Source organism: Thermogemmatispora onikobensis (genome assembly GCF_001748285.1).
Lineage (GTDB): Bacteria > Chloroflexota > Ktedonobacteria > Ktedonobacterales > Ktedonobacteraceae > Thermogemmatispora > Thermogemmatispora onikobensis.
Window position 1 is genome coordinate 1 of the sequence record NZ_BDGT01000030.1, and the last position, 23,028, is coordinate 23,028.

A 23,028-nucleotide genomic window follows, 5' to 3' on the forward strand; every position below is an offset into this window, starting at 1 on the left:
TAGGGCAGGTCACCCACGTGTTCCTCACCCGTCCGCCACGCCCTCCCCTCGCGGAAAGGACGTTCGACTTGCATGTGTTAGGCACGCCGCCAGCGTTCGTCCTGAGCCAGGATCAAACTCGCCATCCAGAAGATCTATCTGAAAGTCTCCTCTTCTGGAGACCCTCAATGGCATTCTGGTAAAGGCTAGCTGCCTGTATACCCAGGTTTCCGGTCGTCACTCAACTCAAAGCCTTATCACTCTTCAGTTGTTCAGGTACACCTGGCACTATGGCCATGTGATCCATCGAGCGCCCGGGGCAGGTTTGGTGTTTGTTTCTGCGTTCCCGAGCGCAGTGGAGATGATAGCACTGTTTGGCACGGCTGTCAAGGGGGTGAGGCGAGGAATTTGGAAAAAAATCCGAAGGTCTTCCCTGCTGGGCCAGTGGACCATACCCAAGGCAGGCATATATTCATCAGGATGGTCGGTCGGCCAGGAGTGGGCAATTGCAGCTCTGCAGCGAGCGCGCTACAACAAGAGGAGAGAGGGCCTGATCCTCTTTCTCATCCCAGCTCATGCATGGCGTAGACCCAGAGGGGTAGACGATGCTCCCGTCCCTCGCTTTCCCTGACCGGTCGTTGCTCACACTGATAGCTATGGAGAAACTGATGCAATTGCTGACTATGCTGACTGTCAAGGATATAGCGCCGCTCAGCGATTTCAACGATCAACCCCTCGTGGCTGGTTCGAAAGACGAGTGGTCCCAGCACCAGGCTATCGCGCTCCATACCGCTCTGTTTTTTCCTCCTCCTCAGCGTTCTATCCGTAGGTAGGGTAGGCCCGCCGCTCGGGAGAGACAGCGGGCCTGCTAGTGCACGGGCAAGAGTCGCCCGCTATGCACATCGTAAACGAATCCAATAATCTCGCTTTCTTTTAGAAGAAAAGGAGAAGAGCGGAGCAGGGCGATGTCATCGCGCACCGACTGCTCCAGATCTTTAAATGGTAAGAAGTCAATCCCAGAGGCGTCTGCGCCGAATTGCTCTTGCAGGCGTCGTTGCAGATCAGCGTTCTCGAAGGTGAGCATGCCACAGTCGGTGTGGTGAATCACCAGGATAGTTGTGGTCCCCAATAACTGTTGAGAAATGATGAGTGAGCGCAGGGCCTCCGCCGTGCGTCCCCCAGCGTTGCGAATGACGTGAGCGTCACCTTCCTCTAATCCCAGGATACGCGCCGGATCAATTCGCGCATCCATACAGGTGACAATCGCTAACCTCCTGGCTGGCGGCAGCGGTAGCTCCCCCTTCTGAAAGGTGGAGGCGTAACGTTCGTTGGCCGCCAGCAGCTCCTCAATAAGTGACATGGCTCCTCCCGCCGCAGCTATTGTTGACTTAGTTGATCTACTAAAAGAACTTGCTCTGAGTATAGGCCGGCAAGAGAGGACTGTCAAGAGATAGGCCCAAAAGGAGGATCAGGGAGGCTGCTCCTCCGGGCCGGTTGTGAGTGGTGGCGTGAGAGGTGGGGGTGGTCCGCCGCGATCACGGGGTGGCTGCCCATCTTGTTCGAGATAGTAGCTGACTACCAGGGCTGCGCCCACTCCCAGAGGGATCAGGCCCGGTAGCAGCCAGGGACCGAGGTGAAAGGGGGCAGCAGTCAGAGTCGGAGGGAGCATGAAGCCCAGGGGATAGAGACCAAAAGTCAAGGCCAACCCAACCATCATGGTGATGAGTCCCGCCCGTAAGGCTCGCCGGCTGCGATTGCGCCTCTGCAGGTTCTCCAGATCCAGGCCGCGGGCAATCAGCGCCATGCGCTCTCGATGGTCAAGATAGCGCAGCAGGACGATAAAGCCACAGAAGATTATCAGGGCCAGGAGCCAGCCCAAAAGGGCTGCCAGGACGTTCGATGACATGCATCTGACCTCGTTACTGTTGCCTCGCGTGTATAATATATAAGATAAGTCGGTTGAGAAAGGGTCCTGCACTACGAATTTGTTTCGTTCCTGGCCGAGCTTCGCTCTCCAGTCGTACCAGGCTTGATGCACAACCTATGAACGAGGATCTGCTGCATTCCGCTCGCAGCCTGAATCTTCCCCTCTCCAGCGCTGCCCGCGCTCGCCTGGAGCAGGACGACGCTCAGCTCGTGAAAGCCAGCCAGCGTGGAGACCGCGAGGCTTTCGCTCTGCTCGTCCAACGCTACCAGCGACGCATCTTTAATATGATTCTGCGCATGCTGCAGGACTACGAGGAGGCTTGCGAGATCACACAGGAGGCCTTCCTGGCCGCCTGGCAGGGCCTGCCTACCTTCCGCGGCGAGGCCCGTTTCCCTACCTGGCTCTATCGCATCGCCTACAATTGTTGCCTGCGCCAGCTCGAACAGCGCAGACGCGATAAGGCCCTCCAGAACGCTATGCAGGAACAGCAGCTCCTGGATGAAGCCGGTGACCAGAGACGTCAGGCCGAGTCTACTCTCGAAGCCCGTGATCGCCTGGCTCTCGTTCGTGAACAACTGGAGGCGTTACCTACAAAGTACCGCATTGTTCTGGTGCTGCGACACCTGCAGGAAATGACCTATGAGGAGATGGCGGAGATTTTGATGATGCCGATCGGTACGATTAAAACTCATCTCTTCCGAGCCCGTAATCTGCTCAAGGAGCGCCTACAGGCTCTACAAGCCCAGCGCCAGGCGGATTCACAGAAAGCGGAGGTGACGAATGCGCTGCAGTGAGGCTGCCTCTCAGCTTCAGCTCTATCTCGATGGGCGTTTGCCTGGCGAGCGCCTGCCGGCTCTGGAGAGCCATCTGGCGCGTTGCTCACACTGCCGCGCTGAGCTGGAGCTGCTTGAGGAGGTTGTGCACCATCTGGAGAGTTTTCAGCTGGTTCCTGAGCCAGAGGATCTCTCTCAGCGGATTATGGAGCGCGTTGCTCTGACCCCGCAGCAACAGCCTGCCTCGATCTTTGCCCAGCTGCGCCCTTCTCCCGGCGAGCTGCTGGCCGCCGCATTGTTGGCAACAATCGCTTCCCTGGGTAGCCTGCTGACTCAGCCAGCTGTTCTTCGTTTGCTCCCGCTGGAGGGTAGCCCGCTGATCGGTCTCCTGGCCTCCTTCACCCATCTACTGCAATCGATGGATGCGACGACACTGATGCTGGTCTGCTGGGTAATGGGCACGTTCATCGGCATCTGCATCACGCTGCTGGTAGCTGGAGAGGAGCTGCGTTCACGCTGGCTGCGCGCCGTTTGGGAACGCCTGCCTGTCCTGCACTGAGCTCGTTGCTCAGTTGGGCAGGACAGACCCAAACGCTGCCTGCCCTCCCGCTCTTCTTTCCCTTCCTCGATCCGTGCAGATGGTAGCTCGCTCGCGCCTGGTCCGCCCAGCTCTGGCGGAATATGTCCCTCTGCCTCTGATTTCTGCCACTCGCTCACTGCCCCTCTGGCCTGAGCCACTCCCGCTCCTGCCGTGCTTCCGCCGCTGTGGGTCGCTCTCCCTGATCCTCCTGCGTGGCGCGCTGGTCGGTCGAGGAATGCCGCACTCTGACTGGGATCGCGCTTGCGCCGCCTGTCGGAGGGTCAGCTCCTGGCAGCACAACACACAAAAAGAGGCACTGGTTTTTCAACCAGTGCCTCGCCAGGTCGGGGCGAGAGGATTTGAACCTCCGACCACCACAACCCCATTGTGGTGCGCTACCGGGCTGCGCTACGCCCCGCCATTGACAACTGCAGTATAGCAGAATGGCTTTTCCTTTGTCAAGCCCTGGTCCGCTCGCCCGGTAGGGCCTCCTTGCCTGCTCAAGGCTGGCTGAGCTGCCCGGTCAGGAAGTCAGGCATCAGGCGTCAAGCGCCTGGACCGTAATGGCCTCGCGCCCGAGCAGTTCCTCAAGTTTTGCATGCAGCTCTGGCGAATAATGCATCGTGTTATCGCGTGGACGCAGGCGTACCCGCCAATGGCCGTTTTCGATGATCAGCTCATAGCGGTCGCGCCCGGGCCGTTCCTGAATGTAGCGGTAGAGGTCCTGCAACTTGATGAGGTCGTCGGAGACAGCGCGCTCGCTCTCGCCGCCGGTGCGGAAGCGCAGGCAGACCTGATGACGGCGGCGATTCAGCTCCTCCTCGGCGGCCTGCAGCGGCTCGATTTCGTCGCAGATCAGCGTTGGCTCATCGCGACGCAGCTGCACCTTGCCACGCATGAGGACTACCGCCTCTTCAACCCAGCGATCTGCGGTACGCTCGTAGACACGCGGGAAGACCGTTACTTCGACCGTTCCTGTCAGGTCCTCCAGCTTCGCCACGCACATGGTCTCGCCTTTCTTGGTGGTAATGCGCCGCGCCTCTAGAATGGTGCCGCCGAGCGTCACTTCCTGGTTCTCCAGTTCTTCGCTGAGCTGGCTGGTGGTATGGGTGGTGCGCTTGCTCAGCAAATCGCTGATGTAGGCCAGGGGATGGCGGGAAATATAGGCGCCCAGTAGCTCCTTTTCCCAGTTGAGCAGCTGCTTGCGTGGGATTTCGGGTGTTTCAGGATTGAGGCGAAAGGCGAAACTTTGCTCCAGGCTCAGGCTTTCGCCGAAGAGGCTGACCAGCCCTTTTTCACGGGCAGCGCGCTCGCTCTTGCCGATCTGCATGGCCCGCTCGACGCCATCGAGGAGCTGATGGCGTTTGCCATCGCCCAGGCTATCCATCGCTCCGGCTTTGATGAGCGTTTCGATCACGGCCCGGGTCACTGTGCGTGGGTCGACGCGGATGCAGAAGTCGGCCAGGTCGCGGAAGGGACCACCCTCAGCCCGGGCTTTGAGGATCTCTTCGATAGGGCCTTCGCCGATGCCTTTGATGGCCAATAGACCAAAGCGGACGCCGCCGTTTTCGACAGTAAAGCCCTTTTGGCTGGCATTGACGTCCGGCCCCCAGACGGGAACGCCAAGGCGCTTGCACTCGGCTACGGCGTTGGCGATTTTCTTGGCATCTGCCGCCTCCGTGGTCATGGTGGCTGCCATGAATTCTGCGGGGTAGTTGGCCTTGAGGTAGGCGGTATAGTACGCCACAACTGCGTAGCTGGCGGCGTGCGCTTTGTTGAAGCCGTAGCCCCCAAAGGGCAGGATCAGCTCAAAGAGCTGTTCGGCTACTTCACGCTTCATGCCGTTTTTGAGACAGCCCTCCACGAAGTCGCCCTTGTAGCTCTCGACTTCGTCCATCTTCTTCTTGCTGAGAGCCTTGCGGAACTTGTTGACCTTGCCCCACGAGAAACCAGCCAGGTTGACGGCAATCTGCAGCACCTGGTCCTGATAGACGATGACTCCATAGGACTCTTCTAGCCACTCTTTGAGGCGTGGATCAAGGTAGCTGACCTGCTTCCTGCCATGCTTGGCGGCGATGAAGTCGGGAATGCTATCCATCGGCCCGGGACGATAGAGGGCCACCATGGCGGTGATGTCTTCGATGCAGGTCGGCTTGAGCTGCTTGATGTACTCGCGCATCTTGGCACCCTCAAGCTGGAAGATGCCTGTGGTCTCTCCTTCAGCCAGTAGGGCGAAGGCGCGGGCGCGCTTCTCGTTCAGCTCACGACTGCGCTCGTCGATCTCGGGCAGAGGATCAAGCGGCAGCTGCTCCAGGATCACCTCCTCACCGCGCGACTGCTTGATGAACTTGAGGGTGTTGTCCAGAATGGTCAGGTTGGAGAGGCCCAGGAAGTCGAATTTGATCAGGCCCAGCTCTTCCAGGTGAACCTGCTCGTACTGAGTCTTCCAACCCTGCGAGGGATCTTTCGGGTTAATGGCCTGCAAGGGCACGAAGTGCTCCAGCGGCTCGTTGGCAATGATGACGCCAGCAGCGTGGACACCGGTGCCGCGAACCGACCCTTCAAGGGCCATCGCCTGATCGAGCAGCTCATGTGCCGTGGGACTCTGGTCATAGAGGGCGTGCAGCTCACGGACGCCGTCAACAGCGCTGCGCAGTGTGACCTTGGGACCTGCCGGGATCAGACGGGCAATGCGATCACCTAACTCCTGCTGCCCCATGACACGCGCAACGTCGCGCACCGAGTTTTTGGCGGCCATCGTCATGAAGGTGACCATCTGAGCGACACACTCCTGCCCGTACTTGCGCGCTACGTAGTCGATGACCTCAGCACGCCGGTCATCGGGAAAGTCCATATCGATATCAGGCATGTCCGAGCGCTCGGGATTGAGGAAGCGCTCAAAGAGCAACTGGTAGCGCAGTGGATCTACGTTCGTGATGCCGAGCACGTAGGCCAGCAGGCTGCCCGCCGCCGAGCCACGCGCCGAGCAACGGATGCCGTGCTGGCGCGCGTAGTTCACGAAGTCCCACTCGATGAGGAAATAAGGAACAAAGCCTTTCTGGACAATCAGGTTGAACTCGTAGTCAAGCTGCTGCTTGATGCGCTCGGTCATCTCGCCGAAGCGCTCCTTGACACCTTGCAGACAGAGATGATAGAGATAGGCTTCCTGAGAGGGGAATTCGGGGGGAATGGCATAGGCCGGCAGCGAGGCTTTGTACGCCAGAGGATCAACCTCGCAGGATTCGGCAAGACGCACCGTGTTCAGCAGCGCTTCCGGCAGATCAGGAAAGAGCTGCAGCATCTCCTCGGGACTGCGTAAGTAGAATTCGTGGCTCTCGAATTTGAAGCGCCGCGGATCGCTCAGCTGGCTCTGAGTCTGGACGCAGAGAAGCACCTCATGGGTGTGAGCATCCTCGGCATTGACATAGTGCAGGTCGTTGGTGGCAATCAGAGGTACGCCTAGCTCGCGATGAAGCTCGTAGAGGCGCTTATTGACGATCTCTTGCTCGGGATAGCCAGAGTGCTCCTGGATTTCGAAATAAAAGTTCTCTGGACCAAAGACATCTTGATACCAGCGAATGACTTTGCGCGCCTCGTCAATCTTGTCATGGATGAGAAGCTGCGGGATCTCGCCCCCCAGACAGGAGGAGGTGGCGATCAGACCCTCACCGTATTGCTCCAGACAGCGACGGTCGATGCGCGGTTTGTTGAGATGCACCCCTTCGGTGTTGGCAATGGTGGTCAGCTTCATTAAGTTGCGGTAGCCCGTATAATTCTTCGCCAGGAGCAATAAATGGTTATAATCTTCTTTATAGCGCTTGGTGCGATCATGAAGATCTTCAGTCAAATAGGCTTCGACACCGATAACAGGGTGAATACCTTCGTTTTTGCAGGCTTTATAGAACTCGATGGCCCCATACATGACGCCGTGGTCGGTAATGGCCAGATGCTTCATGCCTAGCTCTTTTGTGCGCTTGACCAGGGCGTTGATGCGGCTGAGGCCATCGAGTAGGGAGTACTCCGTATGGACGTGCAGATGGGCAAAGTCGGGAGCCATGGCTGAATATTTGCCTCCGCCGAAAGAATTTCCAGTACTTCAGGATAGAAGGCGCTATCTGCCCTGTCAATGTGACCATCGGCCTATGACCTGCACCCGCCCGCCACCTGCTGCCTGCCGACTACGGTCCTGTCCCCTTGACACAGCAAGCGTTCGTTATTACACTTTACCTTGTAACCGGTTACGATACCGGTATCGTAACCGGTAACGTCTAGAAGGCGACAGCATGGCAGAGGTTGCATGCAAGACGCAGTGAGGCAGGAGCATGAGCACGCGCATGACGATCAGCGATATCGCCCGCCTGGCTGGTGTCTCCAAGGCCACGGTCTCGCGGGTCCTCAACCACAAGCCGGACGTTGATCCGGTGACGCGCGAGCGCATCTTGCGCATTATGGAAGAACATAATTTTGTGCCGAGCGTGACCGCCTCGGGCCTGGCTGCCGGCAAGGGCCACCTGATCGGGGTTCTGGTGCCGGCCCTCACCTGGCCGCTGATCCCTGACATCATGCGAGGCATTGCCGAGGTTGTTGAAGAGACCAGCTATGAGCTGGTGCTCTATAGTATTAAGAGCAGCAACCACGAGCGCGACCGCAGCGACGTCATTAACCGCATTCTGGCGAATCGCCTGATCGCAGGATTGCTGGCGATTTTCCCGGGTCAGTCCGCACGCTACCTGCCTGCACTGCAGCGGCAGGGCCTGCCTGTGGTCTTGCTCGATGATCAGGGACTGCCGCCCGAGCAGCTTCCGTGGATCACAGCGGATAATCGCGCCGGTGCTTATGCGGCGACCCGTCATCTGATTGAGCTGGGCCATCGGCGCATCGCTCATATTCAAGGACCGCTCAAGTATCAGGTTTCGCGCGAGCGCTTCCAGGGCTATTGCGAGGCTCTCCAGGACCATGATATTCCGTTGGAACCGTCGCTGATCCTGCAGGGCGATTTTATGCCCCCTGGAGGCCGGGCCTGCGCCTGCCAGTTCTTCGCTATGCCGGAGCGGAGCCGCCCAACGGCCATCTTCGCCGCCAGCGATCTGATGGCTTATGGTGTCATGGGAGCCGCCGAGGAGTTTGGCCTACGCATCCCGGAAGATGTCTCGCTGGTTGGCTTCGATGATATCTCCTCGTCTGGCCATATGCGCCCACCTTTGACTACCGTGCGCCAGCCCCTGGCGGAGATGGGCCGCTGCGCGCTAGAGCTGCTGCTGTCGCTCTTAGAGACCCCTGACCGCCCTGGGGTTGCTCTGCTACGCGCTTCGCCGCTGTTGGCGCACTTTGCTGGCTCGTCGCTCCCGCAGTCGCAATCAGCAATGACCACCGCTACGCTGGAGAGCGCGGAGCCGGTGCGCCTCCGTCTGGCAACAACGCTGGTGGTGCGAGCGACAACGGCTCCCCCTCCTTGCTACGCCCGCTTGTAGTCCAAGACAGATCTGTCGTGGCGATCTCGCTGCCGGCGGGTGCAGCAGCGAGATCAATCGGGCCAGGATGATGCTGCCCCTCTCTCGCTAAAGTCAGGATCAGGGCAGACCTTCTTGCCCCAGGCGGTCAGGATGTAACAGAGACCGGCGAAGTCTTCGTCCAACATTTCTAGAATGGCGCGGCGATACAGGGCGTCAAATTCAGCCGGCGTGGTGACCCCCGCGTCCAGGAGAAAGGGCCGGCTCAGCCATAGCTCGACTTCGTAGCCGCGCGAGAGGGCTTCATGGGCTTCGCTGCCAGCAGAGAAGTCCAGAACATAGGCCCGCTGCTGGATCTGACCACAGCCCGCTTCGCGCAGGAGGGCGGCCAGCCGCGGCAGGATGCCGAGATGATGGCTGGGTGGCGGGAAACTGCGCCCCGTACGCTGAAAGGCCCGCCGGGTCAGCTCCTGAAGCTGCATAAAGGCCGCGCCATTGCTGATTGGTCGCTCAAATTCGGTGAGCCGCAGGATGCCCCCAGGCCGGCAGATACGCCAGGCTTCATGCAAGACTCGTGGCCAGGTGGCAGGCGTAAGGAGACCCGTCAGGTCGCGGGCATTGATCAGGTCAAAATGGTCGTCGGGCAACGGCAATGGCTCCAAGAGATCCATAACCTCAAAACGCGCGTTGCTTAGTCCCTGCACCTGCGCCTGGGCTCGCGCATATTGGACGAGGGTCTCACTGATGTCTATGCCCGTGACCTTCGCCCACGGATAGCCCTGGGCCGTCTCCAGTACCCAGCCCCCAGGTCCACACGCCAGGTCCAGGATGCTTTCTAATCGCAGGCCCTCGACTCCTTCCGGCAGAACTCCCCCCATCGCCTCGTTGACTAGCCTGTCCCGCAACATGAGACGCGCCGTCTCCGCTGCGTTCTCCGCATCCAGTACGTAGCCGCAGTCTCTCAGGATGTGGTTCTGGGAAGCCACCATGAAATGCACTCCTTCATTCACCTCAAACGCCAGTCCTACGGGGTAAGATGGATATCTGCCCCGAGTTCGCGAGAAAATAGTTTTTTCTCTAAAGCAGAGTTTTACTGCATTGTAGTATAGGCTGAAAGGCTATTTTGCATCAAGATATTGTACTGCAAGATGGTAGTTATCGGTCACCGAAACTATACCGATTCTGTTCTGTAGAAAGCATAGCAGGCTACCCTCCCCCGGCCTTGCCAGAGATTACCCGAAAGTGCTACAATGAGGCTGTTCCATTCAATGGAAACAGCAATCTGTCCTTTGGACAGGACGAAGTGTGGGTAGAAGCACTGTGACTGACTACCATATTGAGGTACGGGCAACCTCGCCGCAGTATGACATTCCCGCCCAACAGCTCGCCCGCGAGCTGTCCTATCTTTCGCGCGCCAGGCTGCCCGCGCTGGTTGCTCTCTCCGAGAGCCATCCCCCCCTTTTTCTCCGCACTGCTCAGCTTTATTCTCTTAGTGGAGCCTGCTCGCCTGAAGAGATGCTACGCCTCGCCCGCGAGCTGCTGGCCGATCCTGTCACTCAGACCTTCTCTTTGCTGCCTTCTGCTGCGCGCTCTTCCTCTGGTGCTACTGGCCATATCATAGACGTATTTTTTCTTCCAGGTGTCACTGATACCCTGGCGGAGAGCGTCTTACTTGCCGCCTCATTGCTGGGAATCGCCGGCCTGGAACGAGTTTCGACGGGCCGGCGTTATTTTCTGGATGAGCGCCTGAGTCGGCAGGAGGTACGTGCTATTGCTGAGGCCTTGCTCTATAACCCGGTCATTCAGTTCTACCGCTTGCTGCCGGCAGAAGGCGAGCGAGCAACCGGCAGCCCTGGACGCTCAGCTTCTCGCGTTTCGTTGACTGATCCTGCTCCTTCTCCTTCCTCTTCCCCCCATGTCGCTCGCCTGGCCCTCTCTGAAATGAACGTTGAAGAGCTGAGCAATTTAAGTAGACAGAGAATGTTGGCGCTGACGACCGAGGAGATGCAGGCGATTCAGGAGTATTTCCGCCGGCAAGGGCGCGAGCCGACCGATGTGGAGCTGGAGACGCTGGCTCAGACCTGGTCAGAGCATTGTTCTCATAAGACGTTTAAGGCCACGGTGGCTTACCGCGAGCTGACACCCGCCGGGGAGGTCGCGCTGGAGGAGACGATCCCCGGCCTGCTGCGCTCTTTCATTATGCGGGCAACGAGTGAGCTGGCTCGTCCCTGGGTGGTCTCGGCTTTCAGTGATAATGCCGGGCTGGTGCAGTTTACGGATGGGTACGATCTGGCTTTTAAGGTGGAGACGCATAATCATCCGTCAGCGATTGAACCGTTTGGCGGGGCCAATACGGGGGTCGGCGGGGTGATCCGCGATGTGCTGGGAGTTTCGGCCCGCCCTATTGCCTGTACCGATGTGCTCTGCTTTGGGCCGCCCGATACGCCGGTGGAAGCGCTGCCTCCGGGCGTGTTGGCGCCGCGGCGCGTGGCTTCGGGCGTGGTGAACGGGGTGCGCGACTACGGCAATAAGATGGGCATTCCGACGGTCAATGGGGCTGTGCTCTACCACCGCGAGTATCTGTGCAATCCGCTGGTCTTCTGTGGCTGTCTCGGCCTGCTGCCTCACGGGAGTCATCCCCGGCGCGTGGAGCCGGGCGATCTGGTGGTGGTCCTCGGTGGTCGTACAGGGCGCGATGGAATCCACGGGGCGACGTTCTCGTCCGGCGAGATGAGTAGCGAGACGCAGGCAGTGGCCGGCAGCGCGGTGCAGATCGGGGCGCCGATTACGGAGAAGAAGGTGGCCGATGTGGTTCTGCAGGCCCGTGAGCGCCGTCTCTATCATGCTATCACCGATTGTGGTGCGGGCGGCTTCTCGTCAGCGATCGGTGAGATGGGGGCTGAGACGGGGGTGCGAGTGGACCTGGCGCAGGCGCCGCTGAAGTATCAGGGGCTGGCCCCCTGGGAGATCTGGCTCTCGGAGGCGCAGGAGCGCATGGTGCTGGCTGTGCCGCCGGCCTGCCTCGATGAGCTGCTGGCGTTGTGCGCGCTGGAGGAGGTGGAGGCCACAGTCCTGGGCGAGTTTACTGCCGATGGACGGCTGACGGTAACCTGGGGAGAGGAGGTGGTGGCCGACCTGGAGATGGCTTTCTTGCACGAGGGCCGTCCTCAGCGCGCTCTGGAAGCTGTTTGGCAACAGCGCCCGCTGACAGTCGGATCGGCGACAGCCTCTCCGGAGGCTTTGCCCGATGCGGCTGATGCTCTGTTGACGCTGCTGCGCCACCCGACGATTGGCTCGAAAGAGGGAGTTGTGCGGCGCTACGACCATGAGGTGCAGGGAGCCACCGTGCGCAAGCCACTGGTGGGACGCGCCGGCAATGGTCCCGGCGATGGGGCGGTCTTGCAGCCACTGCTGGAGGATCTGACGTTGCCGCGCGCCGCGGTGGTGCTGACGAATGGTCTTAATCCGCTCTACGGCAAGATCGATCCTTATCACATGGCCCTCAATGCGGTGGATGAGGCACTGCGCAATCTGACGGCCCTGGGCGGCGACATTGAGCGGACGGCCCTGCTGGATAATTTTTGCTGGGGCAATCCTGCCGATCCTGAGCAGCTGGGGATGCTGGTGCGGGCGGTGCGTGGCTGCTATGACGCCGCTTTGGGCTTTGGTACGCCTTTCATTTCGGGCAAGGATAGCCTGAATAACGAGTATCGCTTTGGCGAGCGCCGTCTGCCGGTGATTCCAACGCTGCTGATCTCGGCGTTGGGGGTGATTGAAGACGCTGCCCACACGGTCGATATGGCACTGAAGGCAGCGGGTAATCTGCTTTATGTGGTGGGCCTGACGCGCAACGAGTTGGCGGCTTCCCATTATGCCGAGATGGTGGGTGCGGAGCTGTTGCCGACAACGGCCCTGCCGCAGGTGGAGCTTGAGCAGGCGCGAAGGACGATGAAGGCACTTGGGGAGGCGATTCGCCACGGCCTGGTGCAGTCCTGCCATGATCTTTCGGAAGGGGGACTGGCTGTAGCGGCGGCGGAGATGGCCCTGGCTGGCTTGCTCGGCGTGAGCCTCGATCTGGCGCGTCAGCCGACGGCTGGCCTGGAGGGAATGGCTGAGGGCTTTCGCCCCACGGTTCTGCTCTTCAGTGAAAGCCCGTCGCGCTTCCTGGTTGAGGTGGCCCCCGGCCAGCGCGAGGCTTTTGAGTCCCATATGCGCGCTCGTGGGGTGGCGCCCCTGGCGGCGCTTGGCCATGTGACGGCCAGTGGGCGCTTTGTGATCAAGCAGGGGACGGCGACGCTGATCGACCTTTCGATTGCTGAGCTGCAGGCCGCCTGGAAGGGGGAGCTGCCATGAGCATTGGACCGCGCGCTTTGGTGCTGCGGGCACCGGGCATTAACTGCGAACGCGAGACCGCTTATGCCTGTCGTCTGGCAGGCTTCGAGACGGAGCTGGTTCATATCAATGCCCTGCTGCGGGAGCCAGAGCACCTGCTGAGCTACCATTTCCTGGTCCTGCCAGGAGGCTTCTCGTATGGCGATGACCTGGGAGCTGGCACACTCCTGGCGAAGAATCTGACGGTGCATCTGGGACGGCAGTTGCAGCGTTTCGTGGAGGAGGGCCGCCCGCTGCTGGGCATCTGCAACGGGTTTCAGGTGCTGGTCCGCGCCGGCTTGCTGCCACACACCGATTGGGGCAATTTCCAGCAGACGGCCAGCCTGACCTTCAATAGCTCGGGACGCTTTGAATGCCGCTGGATCTCGCTGGTAACTGAGAGCAGCCGCTGTATCTTTACGCGCGGCATTTACCGTCCGCTGGAGCTGCCGGTGGCGCATGGCGAGGGCCGCTTTGTCGTGGCCAGTGCAGAGCAGTTAGAGGAGCTGCGCCAGCACGAGCAGATTGCGCTCCTCTACGACGGCGATGGCTATCCGGCCAATCCCAATGGCTCCCTGGCGAATGTGGCCGGCGTCTGCAATCCGGCTGGCAATGTCTTGGGCCTGATGCCCCATCCCGAGCGCTACGTGCGCGCGTTGCAGCACCCACAGCAGCGTGGCCCGGCTGATGGTCTCTTGCTGTTCCAGAATGCCTTTGCCTACGTCTGTCAGCTGCTGGGCCTGGAACCGCCAGTACCCCCTGTCGAAGGTGGCCCAGGTGCTGATGAGAGCAGTAAGCGGCGCCTTTGGACGCCTGGCCTGGATGGAGAGAGAGAGAACCAGAGCCATGGGCTGCCTGGGGCCGGGGACCTGCGTACGCCTGCTGCCCCGGCGGCGGTGGCAACGAGCGATCTGCGGGAGCGAACAGTCGCGCTAGCGGTGACGAGAGATGAGCCGGCCTCGCTCTCGTATGCGACAAGTGGGGTGAATATTGAGGCGGGTGAACATGCTGTTGAGCTGATGAAGGCCGCGGTTCGCGCGACTCACGGTTCGGCGGTGTTGGCTGGTGTGGGCGCCTTTGCGGCTGCCTTCCGGGCCGAAATCCTTCAGGAGATGCGCGAGCCGGTGCTTGTGGCTACCACTGATGGCGTGGGCACGAAAACCTTACTGGCGGTCCAGATGGACCGCTTTTCGACGATTGGCTACGATTTGGTCAACCACTGCGTCAACGATTTGCTGACCCAGGGAGCAAAGCCACTTTTCTTCATGGACTATCTGGCTACGGGCCGGCTTGATCCTGAGCAGGCGGCGACAATTGTGGCGAGCGTGGCCCGGGCCTGTCAAGAGGTCGATTGCGCCCTGCTGGGAGGCGAGACTGCCGAGATGCCCGATATGTATGTGCCCGGTAGCTTTGATCTGGCCGGGACACTGGTCGGGGTGGTCGAGGCGACGGAGCGCATCGATCCGGCGACAATTCGCGCCGGCGACCTCCTGCTCGGACTGCCTTCCAGCGGCCTGCACACGAATGGCTATTCGCTGGCGCGGCGCGTCTTTGCCGCTTATCCCCTGGAAACAGTCTTTCCTGAGCTGGGGGAGCCACTGGGCGAGGCTCTGCTGCGTCCCCACCGCTGCTATCTGCCGGAGATTATGCGCCTGCGCGCCGGGCTGGGCCCAGCCCTGAAGGGCCTGGCGCATATTACTGGCGGCGGTTTCCAGGGCAATGTCGTACGCATTCTGCCCCCGGGCACACAGGCGGTCATCGAGACCACGGCCTGGACAGTCCCCCCCCTCTTTACGCTGATCGCTCGCCTGGGCCAGATCAACGATGCCGAGATGTACCGTACCTTCAATATGGGCATCGGCATGGTGCTGGTGGTCGCCGAGGACCAGGCGGACCAGGCCCTGCGCCTGGTGCCCGAGCTGGTGCCAATCGGCACAATTCGTGAGGGCGAGGGGGTTGTTCTGACCGGAGAGGTGCCTTCCTGAGAGCAAGACGTTCACCCGCTCGGGAAGATTCAGCTAGTGCTAGCATCAAGAGCACAAGATAGAGAAGGAAAGGAGCAGGTACTAGTATGAGTACAGAGCATGAGGAGCAGGTGACTTTCGGGCCTCTGCTGGCTGAGGGCAAGACCAAGCGGATCTATGCCCACCCCGAGGACTCGAATCTGGTCTATATGGTCAGCAAAGATCAGATCACGGCGGGCGATGGGGCGCGCCGCGACGAGCTGACGGGCAAGGGGCGCTGGAGTACCATCACTACAGCCAATGTCTTCCGTCTGCTGAACGCGGAGGGCATCCCTACCCACTTCGTGCGCCAGATCAACGATACCACCCTGCTGGTGAAGCGCTGCCAGATGGTACCCATCGAGCATGTGCAGCGCCGCATCGCCACCGGCTCCTATCTGAAGCGTCATCCCGAGATCAGCGAGGGAACACGCTTTGATCCCCTGGTCATCGAGACCTTCCTGAAGGACGACGCCCGCCACGATCCTCAGATCTGGGACGAGGATATCATCAAGATGGGTCTGGCCACTGCTGAGGAAATCGCCTGGATGGCCGAGCAGGGGCGCCGCGTCTTCGAGACCCTTGAACGAGCCTGGGCGAGCGTGGATGTGACCCTGGTCGATCTGAAGATCGAGTTCGGGCGCGACAGCGAGGGGAAGTTGCTGGTCGCCGACGTGATCGACAACGATAGCTGGCGACTCTGGCCTGGCGGCGATAAGAATCGCATGCTCGACAAGCAGGTCTACCGCAATCTTAAGGAGGTCACCGAGCAGGATCTGCAGGGAATCGCCGATCGCTATGCCCTGGTGGCCGATTTGACTGGGAAACTGCGCATTTGATCGACGCTGTAGGGCGGTGCAGTAGACGTTCTGCACCGCCCGCAGCGTCTTGAAGGAGATGCAGGAAGAAAGCCATGGAGCGACTGCGCGATGCCTGCGGTATTGTTGGGATCTATGCCAGGCCGGGAGATGAGAGTATCGATGTGCGTCAGTATCTGACATTGGCACTGACGGCTTTGCAGCACCGCGGCCAGGAGAGCGCGGGCATGGCGGTCTACGATCGGCGGGGCCGCATCGCCCATCGCGTGGGCATGGGCAAGGTGCGCGAGGTCTTTACGGATATGGGTCAGGGCCTGCCAGCCACGCACTGCGGCATTGGTCACGTGCGCTATTCTACCACCGGCTCTAGCTGCGTAGAGAACGCAGGCCCGTTCGTGGTTGGCGAGAATGGCGAGGACCCGGATGGCGCCCACCCTGGGGCGATTGCGGTGGCCCACAATGGCAACCTGGTCAATGGCCCGGCCCTGCGCGCGCGCCTGCCACAGCATCTGCTCTCTTCGACAACGGACAGTGAGGCCATCGCTCTCTTGCTCTTGCTGACGGAGGGTTCGACGCTGCGTGAGCGCATGCTGACAGCTTTTCCTCTGTTGAAGGGTGCTTACAGTCTGGTGATCCTGGCTGAGGGTAAGCTCTATGCGGTGCGCGATCCCTGGGGCATGCGTCCGCTGTGCCTGGGACGTATCGGCGACATCTGGATCGCTGCCTCGGAGTCCTGCGCTTTCGATCGCATTGGGGCCACCTTTGTGCGCAACGTCGAGCCAGGCGAGCTGATCACGATCGATGAGCAGGGCCTGCACTCCGAGATTCTGCTCCAGGCCCCGCGCCAGACGCTCTGCGTCTTCGAGTATATCTATTTTTCGGACGCCACCAGCTACGTCAATGACCGCTACGTCTACCTGGTGCGCGAGGCCCTGGGCCGCGAGCTGGCCCGCGAGCACCCGGTCGAGGCTGATCTGGTGGTGCCGGTTCCCGATTCGTCGATTCCGGCAGCGCTTGGCTATGCTGCCGCTTCGGGTATTCCCTACGGCCAGGCGATTATTAAGAATCGCTATAGCGACCGCACCTTTATTAAGCCCGACCAGCGCCTGCGCCAGATGGAGGTCGATCTCAAATTCAACTTTGTCCGTCCCAAGGTGGAGGGTCAGCGCCTGGTGATTGTCGACGATTCGATTGTGCGCGGCAACACGATGAAGCGCCTAGTGGCGGCCCTGCGCCATCAGGGAGTGCGTGAGATCCATCTGCGGTCAAGTGCGCCGCCGCTGCGGCATCCCTGCTACTTCGGCATTGATATCCCTCACGAGAGCGAGCTGGTTGCGGCTGGTCGCAGCATTCAGGAGGTGGCTGATTATATCGGCGTTGACAGCCTGGGTTACCTCAGTATCGCCGGTCTGGGGCGCGCCATTGCTTCGGTCCGCCGCGTGAGCGGGCGAACGGCCCCGGCAGCGACACAGCCGGGAGAGCGCGACGCGGAGCCAGTTGAGGAGAGCGAAATGACCGCCTTCTATGAAGAGCTGCTGCATCGCGAGTTTTGCTACGGCTGCATGCGTCGTCAGGGCTGGCCCTTTGATCCCGTCGTGGCCGCCGACGAGTCGTCCCCTCTGCCGCTCATGCGCCAGCCCTCGCCCTCGTGAGGCCAGTCGGCAGGCAAGCGTCCGATCGATCAAAGGAAAGGATGAGTAAGAGTGCGAGCTGATGCGAGCTGATCATTCAGTGCTTGAGGCGAGACTCCGCAGAGTCAGGTGTGAGGAGTGAAGAGGGGTATAAGGAGGAGCTAGCGATTATGCGTGTACTGGTAATTGGTTCGGGCGCACGCGAGCATGCGCTACTTTGGAAGCTGGCGCAGAGCCGACGTGTCTCGCAGCTCTGGGCCGCTCCAGGGAATCCCGGCATGGCCGCGCTGGCGGAGTGCGTGCCTATTGGCTTGAACGAGCTGGAGCGCCTGGCCGATTTTGCCGAGCGGCAGGCGATCGAGCTGACGGTGGTTGGTCCCGAGGCGCCCTTAATTGCAGGTCTTGTCGACGTCTTCCGGGCCCGGGGCCTGCCGATCTTTGGGCCGACGCAGGCCGGCGCCATGCTGGAGGGTAGCAAGGCCTTCGCCAAAGAGCTGATGGAGACGGCGGGCATCCCTACAGCGCAGCATCGAACCTTTCGTGATCCCGCCGCCGCTTTCGCTTACCTGGAGGAGCACGGCGCTCCTGTGGTTGTCAAGGCCGATGGCAATGCTGCCGGCAAGGGGGCCATTGTAGCTCTGGATCTGGAGACCGCTCGGACAGCGGTGCGGCAGATGATGGTCGAGCGGATCTTCGGCGGCGCTGGCGAGGTGGTGGTCATCGAGGACTATTTGCAGGGAGATGAGATCGGTTCGACGGCGCTCTGCAATGGGACCAGCTTCGTGCCGCTGGTGCTGACACAGGATCATAAGCGTGCCCTGGATAACGATGAGGGCCTCAATACGGGCGGCATGGGAGCCTATGCCCCGCTGCCCTTTGTGAGCGCTGAGACCGAGCGAGTCGTGCACGAGCGCATTATCGCGGCGACGCTGCGTGCGCTGCAGGAGCGTGGCATCGCCTTCTCGGGTGTCCTCTATTCGAATATTATGCTGACCGAGCGCGGACCGATGGTGCTGGAGCATAATACACGCTTCGGCGACCCCGAGACGCAGGCCATGATGCTCTTGCTGGCAGCCGACCTGCTCGATCTGCTGCAAGCGCCTGAGCGCCTGGCGAGCGCCTCGCTGTGGCATCCAGGCTACGCGGTCAGCTTGACCCTGGCTTCGGGTGGCTATCCCGGGAGCTACCGCACGGGTCTGCCCATTGAGGGCCTGGCTGAAGCGAGACGACTGGAGCAGGTGCAGGTCTTCCATGCCGGCACCGCTCTGCACGATGGCAAGCTGGTGACGGCGGGTGGGCGCGTTCTGAGCGTGGCCGCCTACGGCACTACGCTTGCAGAGGCGGTGGAGCGTGCGTACGAAGCGGCCCGCCTGATCCACTTCGAAGGCATGCACTACCGCCGCGATATCGCCAAACGCGGCCTGCGCGCGCTGCAGTCCCAGACTGGCTGAGACCAGCGCGCGCCTGGCTCACAGATACGGCTTCTGAAGGTCTTCTTGCCTGATTTGACTCTCTCAGTAGAAAAGGAGATTATCCGGTCATTATGGCAGCGAAAGTTGTGATCATCATGGGGAGCAAAGGCGATCATGGCCATGCGGAGAGCATTGTCAAGACGTTGCAGGAGCTGAACCTTCCTTATGAGCTGCGCGTCTGTTCAGCTCACAAGGCTACTCGCCGCCTGCTGGAGATCTTGGAGAGCTACGAGGGAAGCAGCGACCCCATTGTCTATATTACCATTGCCGGGCGCTCCAACGCCCTGTCTGCCGTGGTCGATGCCAACACCCGTTTTCCAGTGATTGCCTGCCCGCCCTATAGCGATCGCTTCGCGGGGATGGATGTCCTGTCGTCGTTGCGCTTGCCGTCGGGCATCGCCTCGCCGACGATTCTGGAGCCGGATGGCGCGGCCTTGCTAGCTGCCAAGATGCTGGCGCTCTTTGATCAGGAGCTGGCCCAGCGTCTGGCAACCTATCGCGAGCGCTTTGCTGCCGAGCTGGAGCGCGCCGATGCAGAGGTGCGCGGTCATGGTGGAGCCAGTGCCTAGCGCTGAGGTGAACGTGCGTGACAGCCGCGAGGCCGCAGCAAGCGGGGAAGCCCAGACGTTGCCTCACCTGCGCCTGGGGGTGCTCATCTCCGGCAGCGGGACCAATCTCCAGGCCATCATCGATGCCTGCGAGAATGGGCGGCTGCGAGCGGCTGAGATTGCCCTGGTCGTGAGCAATGTAGCTGGAGCGCTGGGTCTACAGCGCGCCCTCAAGCATCACCTGCCGGCGATCTATCTGCCGTGGCGTGGGCGTGAGGAGAGCGAGCAGCGCCTTGCGGCCTTGCTGGAGCTGTTCCGCGTCGATCTGGTCGTGCTGGCGGGCTGGATGCGCATCCTGAGCGCAGACTTTCTGGCCCGCTTTCCGCGGCGGGTGATCAATCTCCATCCGGCGCTTTTGCCCGATGATCCCAGCGCCGACGTCTACATCGCCAGCGACGGCAGCCATATCCCGGCTTTTCGGGGCCTGCACGCTATCCGCCAGGCCCTGGAGGCCGGCGTCAAGGTCACGGGGAGCACTGTGCACTATGTGACGCCGGCGGTCGATGCCGGGCCGGTGCTCTGCCGGGCCGAGGTCCCCATTCAGGAAGGCGACAGCGAGGAGACGCTGCACGAGCGCGTCAAGGCGGTCGAGCACTCGCTGGTCATCGAGGCCATCGAGCGCTGGCGCGCACGCGAGCTGCTCCCTCAGCGCTAGCTTAAGCCCCAGCCGCCAAAGAACTTATTCGCCTCTGGAAAGAATCTGCCGAGAAGGAGCAGCGGCGGTACGCGCTGCTCCTTCTCATATCATCGGGTACAGCCTTATCTCCTGCAGGCAAGTATAATAGGTGGAGCTGTTGCCTGGAATATGCACAACTTTGTTGAGTCTGCTCGAGAGAGAAGCGCTATGGAGGAGCCGACGCGCCACCCAGATGCGGATGCCATCCTTGCCCGCCTTAGTCAAGAAGGCATTACTACCCTCTACCACTTTACATCTTTTGACAATATTTACTCTATATGCCATAGAGGTTGTTTATATTCAAAAGAGTTATTGGAAGAATTTGGAATTTTAGCTTCTATAGATAGCGGTGGTGATAGTTTGTCCTTTTCTCTAGATAAAGCAAACGGTAACTGGAACAAAGTTTCTTTAAGCTTCTCTCCATATACACCGATGGCCTATCGGACCAAAAGACGCAAGAATCTTTGTTACTTTTGTATCTCTCCAGAAATAGCGACGCTACAAGGAGTGATCTTTACAGACACAAATGCCAATCGTAACGATCATAATAGGAGAACAGGTCTGGATGGGCTAGATCTCGTACATTTTCAGATTATCCGCTCCATGACGAGGATCGATAAAGAGACCTGGAAGCGGTTTGTTCAAGCTGAGGTCCTGATTCCTTGGCAAGTTCCGCTACGCTTTGTCCAACGAATTGCATTCGTGAGCCAGGCGAATGTTGAGGAAGCCCAGCGGTTGTGTTACCGCCTGACACATCCTCCTTTTGAGGTTGACAAAAGACTTTTTACTGATTCCCGAGGGGAGCCACCAGAGAATATTCACTTTCCTTACGTAGAGCACTTGCATTTTTTTGACGAGGGACATCCTGCCAGTTCTATGTTATACTTAGATCAAGGGGCTATGAACATCTATTCTAGAAGTGAACATCCCTTTCTGCGAGTAGCCCTGACGCTTAGGCTTATCCTAGGGACGGAGATCTATCTCAGACTATATAGCCTGGATCATCCCACTGAGGCTCTCGTCTGGGAGCAACATGAGCCTTCCGATCCTATCTTATACCCTAAACCTTTTCATATTAGAACTTACAATATACCTACCGAGAAATTAACTCCTGGTCGGTACTTATTTGAGTGTTATCTCGATAAGATCAGGCGGGCTTCTTATCTTTTCTATCTCACGGAATAGCCAGGAAGAGAGCCATGCAGCTAGAACTCTTTGGTGACGAGCCACAGCGCCGGCGCCCACCCCAGGGGAATGCTCTCCCTCCCCGCGAGCGCTTCGAGGCTGCTATGCTTTACAGCTCTATCGGCGATGCCCTGGGCTGGCCGACAGAGTTCCTGATTCCGGGAAGAAGCCGTCAGCCCCCCTTTCAGCTTCCTCTTCAGACTTTTGTCAATTGGAAAAAGCGCGTTGGCGGGAGATGGTGGGGTTATGAAGATAAGGTTGGCCCTGGAGAGTACTCGGATGACACGCAGTTGACGCTGGCGGTTGCCCGTTGCATCAATGAGGAGGGGCGCTTTGAGCCGGAGCGCTTCGCCTATGAGGAGCTACCGCTATGGCTGCAGTACGAGCGCGGCGGCGGTCGCACCGTCAAAACCGCTGCTCGCAAGCTTGTGGCCCGGCAAGCTCACTGGCTCCATAATTTCTATCATCAGGGCGACCTTGACTATCGAGAAGCCGGGGCCAATGGAGCCGCCATGCGCAATCTCCCGATTGCCCTGGTCAATGTACATGACAAGCAAGCGCTTATTCGCGATTCCTTCTACAACGCTATTATTACCCATGGTCACCCACGTGCGATTCTGGGAGCGATCCTCTTCGGCCTGGCAGTTCACTGCGCCCTCACGCTGACAGCGCCTCCCCCTCCTGCCCGCTTTATCGAGTGCCTTCTTGACGGCCTGCGCCAGGTTCCCCAGGTTATGCGGGGAGACGAGCGCCTGCAGCGCTGGATCAACACCTGGAACCGCGGTTGCTTGGATAAGGAGCTGGACTTTGCCCAGCTTTACCACCGCACTCTACAAGAGGCTGTGCAGTATCTGAAGCACATCCCGGCCTTTCTCTCACGGGACCCCAAAGACTACTATACCTTTGTAGGCGCTCTCGAACCCGCCACAAAAGGCTCGGGAATTGCTACGGTCTGCGTCGCCATCTACCTCTTTCTGAGGTATCTCCAACACCCCCAGCAAGGCATCATCGTCGCCGTCAATACTTTCGGCAGCGACACCGACACGATTGCTCTTTTCCTCGGCAGCCTACTGGGCGCTTTTCATGGCTTGCAGGTCATTCCTCCAACGCTGATGAACCAAGTTCAAGATCATCATTTCCTGATGGCAATCGCTCGCCGGCTGTATGAGATCGCCTCTGCCTCCACAACTTTTGCTGCCTCAATTGAAGCAAAGAGCGATCGTCGGGCATTCTACTTCAGCATTCTCTCCTGGGAAGTCGCTTTTCACGAAATGTTCCACCAAGAATACCAGGACGGCAATATCTTGATCCATCCAGCCCTCGGCCTGGGAACCATCCAATCGCAAGAGGCACAGCCTCTACGCCGCGATGGCTATGTGGCCCGCCTGATTCGTGTCCAGTTCAAGTGTGGCCAGACCTGCGTTTTCCATTCACGAGTCAAAGGGCACGAATCTCCCTCGGAAAGCCTTGCCGGCGAGGTAGCCCGCGCCTTGCAAGAGCGAGAAGAGTGAGCAGTCCAGGGGCTTCCTGTTGCAGGAAGCGGTAGGTCGCAGCC

17 protein-coding genes, 1 tRNA gene and 1 rRNA gene are annotated in these 23,028 nt (G+C 59.9%); 12 read left to right on the forward strand and 7 right to left on the reverse strand.

Annotated features, from left to right (window positions below; translation table 11 throughout):
* From BGC09_RS13695 to BGC09_RS13710, 4 genes are all read right to left on the reverse strand, one after another.
* A 16S ribosomal RNA gene (locus BGC09_RS13695) occupies positions 1–128 on the reverse strand; the annotation flags it as partial.
* Between the two features lie 414 nt (positions 129–542).
* On the reverse strand, positions 543–767 hold the full coding sequence (locus tag BGC09_RS13700; RefSeq protein ID WP_069804558.1) for a hypothetical protein: 225 nt from the start codon (positions 765–767) through the stop codon (positions 543–545).
* Between the two features lie 80 nt (positions 768–847).
* Entirely contained in the window at positions 848–1,339 is a 492-nt protein-coding gene (locus BGC09_RS13705) for a beta-class carbonic anhydrase (RefSeq protein ID WP_069804559.1), read from the reverse strand.
* A gap of 108 nt (positions 1,340–1,447) precedes the next feature.
* A complete protein-coding gene (locus tag BGC09_RS13710; protein WP_069804560.1) occupies positions 1,448–1,885 on the reverse strand; it encodes a DUF6249 domain-containing protein in 438 nt (145 codons plus the stop codon).
* A 137-nt stretch (positions 1,886–2,022) separates the two neighbouring features.
* On the opposite strand from BGC09_RS13710, the gene BGC09_RS13715 reads away from it, so the two are divergent.
* Together BGC09_RS13715 and BGC09_RS13720 are read left to right on the forward strand one after the other, a co-directional pair.
* Positions 2,023–2,700 (forward strand): RNA polymerase sigma factor, encoded by a 678-nt coding sequence (locus BGC09_RS13715; RefSeq protein ID WP_084658801.1) that lies wholly within the window; start codon positions 2,023–2,025, stop codon positions 2,698–2,700.
* The gene (locus BGC09_RS13720) at positions 2,687–3,238 is read left to right on the forward strand and encodes an anti-sigma factor family protein (protein ID WP_069804561.1); all 552 of its coding nucleotides are present in this window, start codon (positions 2,687–2,689) and stop codon (positions 3,236–3,238) included. Before BGC09_RS13715 ends, BGC09_RS13720 begins: the two co-directional genes overlap by 14 nt.
* A 365-nt stretch (positions 3,239–3,603) precedes the next feature.
* Here the strand turns inward: BGC09_RS13720 and BGC09_RS13725 are convergent.
* Both BGC09_RS13725 and BGC09_RS13730 read right to left on the reverse strand, forming a co-directional pair.
* Positions 3,604–3,677 (reverse strand) — tRNA-Pro (locus tag BGC09_RS13725).
* A gap of 120 nt (positions 3,678–3,797) precedes the next feature.
* Positions 3,798–7,316, reverse strand: coding sequence for a DNA polymerase III subunit alpha (locus BGC09_RS13730; RefSeq protein ID WP_069804562.1), 3,519 nt, complete (start codon positions 7,314–7,316; stop codon positions 3,798–3,800).
* A gap of 265 nt (positions 7,317–7,581) precedes the next feature.
* Between BGC09_RS13730 and BGC09_RS13735 the strand changes: the two genes are divergently transcribed.
* Positions 7,582–8,730 (forward strand): LacI family DNA-binding transcriptional regulator, encoded by a 1,149-nt coding sequence (locus tag BGC09_RS13735; protein WP_084658803.1) that lies wholly within the window; start codon positions 7,582–7,584, stop codon positions 8,728–8,730.
* Positions 8,731–8,783: 53 nt separating this feature from the next.
* Here BGC09_RS13735 and BGC09_RS13740 read toward each other — a convergent pair whose 3' ends face one another.
* A complete protein-coding gene (locus tag BGC09_RS13740) occupies positions 8,784–9,698 on the reverse strand; it encodes a class I SAM-dependent methyltransferase (protein ID WP_069804564.1) in 915 nt (304 codons plus the stop codon).
* 316 nt (positions 9,699–10,014) lie between these two features.
* Here BGC09_RS13740 and purL point away from each other — a divergent pair, with 316 nt between their 5' ends.
* The 9 genes from purL (at position 10,015) to BGC09_RS13785 (ending at position 22,984) form a co-directional block, all read left to right on the forward strand.
* Positions 10,015–13,062, forward strand: a complete 3,048-nt coding sequence (gene purL / locus BGC09_RS13745; protein WP_218104049.1) for a phosphoribosylformylglycinamidine synthase subunit PurL — start codon at positions 10,015–10,017, stop codon at positions 13,060–13,062.
* Entirely contained in the window at positions 13,059–15,065 is a 2,007-nt protein-coding gene (gene purM, locus BGC09_RS22240; RefSeq protein WP_084658806.1) for a phosphoribosylformylglycinamidine cyclo-ligase, read from the forward strand. The genes purL and purM overlap by 4 nt, the downstream gene beginning before the upstream one ends.
* Before the next feature lie 110 nt (positions 15,066–15,175).
* Positions 15,176–15,922 carry a phosphoribosylaminoimidazolesuccinocarboxamide synthase gene (locus BGC09_RS13755; protein ID WP_176728929.1) on the forward strand — a complete coding sequence of 249 codons (747 nt, stop codon included), beginning with the start codon at positions 15,176–15,178 and terminating at the stop codon, positions 15,920–15,922.
* A 74-nt stretch (positions 15,923–15,996) separates the two neighbouring features.
* Complete coding sequence (gene purF / locus BGC09_RS13760; protein WP_069804566.1) at positions 15,997–17,553, forward strand: amidophosphoribosyltransferase; 1,557 nt, start codon at positions 15,997–15,999, stop codon at positions 17,551–17,553.
* Positions 17,554–17,702: 149 nt separating this feature from the next.
* Positions 17,703–18,983, forward strand: coding sequence for a phosphoribosylamine--glycine ligase (gene purD / locus BGC09_RS13765; protein ID WP_069804567.1), 1,281 nt, complete (start codon positions 17,703–17,705; stop codon positions 18,981–18,983).
* Between the two features lie 92 nt (positions 18,984–19,075).
* On the forward strand, positions 19,076–19,573 hold the full coding sequence (locus BGC09_RS13770; RefSeq protein ID WP_069804568.1) for an AIR carboxylase family protein: 498 nt from the start codon (positions 19,076–19,078) through the stop codon (positions 19,571–19,573).
* Positions 19,554–20,267, forward strand: a complete 714-nt coding sequence (gene purN, locus BGC09_RS13775) for a phosphoribosylglycinamide formyltransferase (RefSeq protein WP_141727782.1) — start codon at positions 19,554–19,556, stop codon at positions 20,265–20,267. The genes BGC09_RS13770 and purN overlap by 20 nt, the downstream gene beginning before the upstream one ends.
* A gap of 189 nt (positions 20,268–20,456) precedes the next feature.
* A complete protein-coding gene (locus BGC09_RS22245) occupies positions 20,457–21,473 on the forward strand; it encodes a DarT ssDNA thymidine ADP-ribosyltransferase family protein (RefSeq protein WP_176728926.1) in 1,017 nt (338 codons plus the stop codon).
* 14 nt (positions 21,474–21,487) lie between these two features.
* Positions 21,488–22,984 (forward strand): ADP-ribosylglycohydrolase family protein, encoded by a 1,497-nt coding sequence (locus tag BGC09_RS13785; protein WP_069804570.1) that lies wholly within the window; start codon positions 21,488–21,490, stop codon positions 22,982–22,984.
* Positions 22,985–23,028: the final 44 nt, after the last annotated feature.

Excerpts from the sequence above, each read along its gene's own strand:
- BGC09_RS13700 (WP_069804558.1), bottom strand. The coding sequence starts at position 767 with ATGGAGCGCGATAGCCTGGTGCTGGGACCACTCGTCTTTCGAACCAGC.
- BGC09_RS13705 (WP_069804559.1), bottom strand. The coding sequence starts at position 1,339 with ATGTCACTTATTGAGGAGCTGCTGGCGGCCAACGAACGTTACGCCTCC.
- BGC09_RS13710 (WP_069804560.1), bottom strand. The coding sequence starts at position 1,885 with ATGTCATCGAACGTCCTGGCAGCCCTTTTGGGCTGGCTCCTGGCCCTG.
- BGC09_RS13715 (WP_084658801.1), top strand. The coding sequence starts at position 2,023 with ATGAACGAGGATCTGCTGCATTCCGCTCGCAGCCTGAATCTTCCCCTC.
- BGC09_RS13720 (WP_069804561.1), top strand. The coding sequence starts at position 2,687 with ATGCGCTGCAGTGAGGCTGCCTCTCAGCTTCAGCTCTATCTCGATGGG.
- BGC09_RS13730 (WP_069804562.1), bottom strand. The coding sequence starts at position 7,316 with ATGGCTCCCGACTTTGCCCATCTGCACGTCCATACGGAGTACTCCCTA.
- BGC09_RS13735 (WP_084658803.1), top strand. The coding sequence starts at position 7,582 with ATGAGCACGCGCATGACGATCAGCGATATCGCCCGCCTGGCTGGTGTC.
- BGC09_RS13740 (WP_069804564.1), bottom strand. The coding sequence starts at position 9,698 with ATGGTGGCTTCCCAGAACCACATCCTGAGAGACTGCGGCTACGTACTG.
- purM (WP_084658806.1), top strand. The coding sequence starts at position 13,059 with ATGAGCATTGGACCGCGCGCTTTGGTGCTGCGGGCACCGGGCATTAAC.
- purF (WP_069804566.1), top strand. The coding sequence starts at position 15,997 with ATGGAGCGACTGCGCGATGCCTGCGGTATTGTTGGGATCTATGCCAGG.
- purD (WP_069804567.1), top strand. The coding sequence starts at position 17,703 with ATGCGTGTACTGGTAATTGGTTCGGGCGCACGCGAGCATGCGCTACTT.
- BGC09_RS13770 (WP_069804568.1), top strand. The coding sequence starts at position 19,076 with ATGGCAGCGAAAGTTGTGATCATCATGGGGAGCAAAGGCGATCATGGC.
- purN (WP_141727782.1), top strand. The coding sequence starts at position 19,554 with ATGGTGGAGCCAGTGCCTAGCGCTGAGGTGAACGTGCGTGACAGCCGC.
- BGC09_RS22245 (WP_176728926.1), top strand. The coding sequence starts at position 20,457 with ATGGAGGAGCCGACGCGCCACCCAGATGCGGATGCCATCCTTGCCCGC.
- BGC09_RS13785 (WP_069804570.1), top strand. The coding sequence starts at position 21,488 with ATGCAGCTAGAACTCTTTGGTGACGAGCCACAGCGCCGGCGCCCACCC.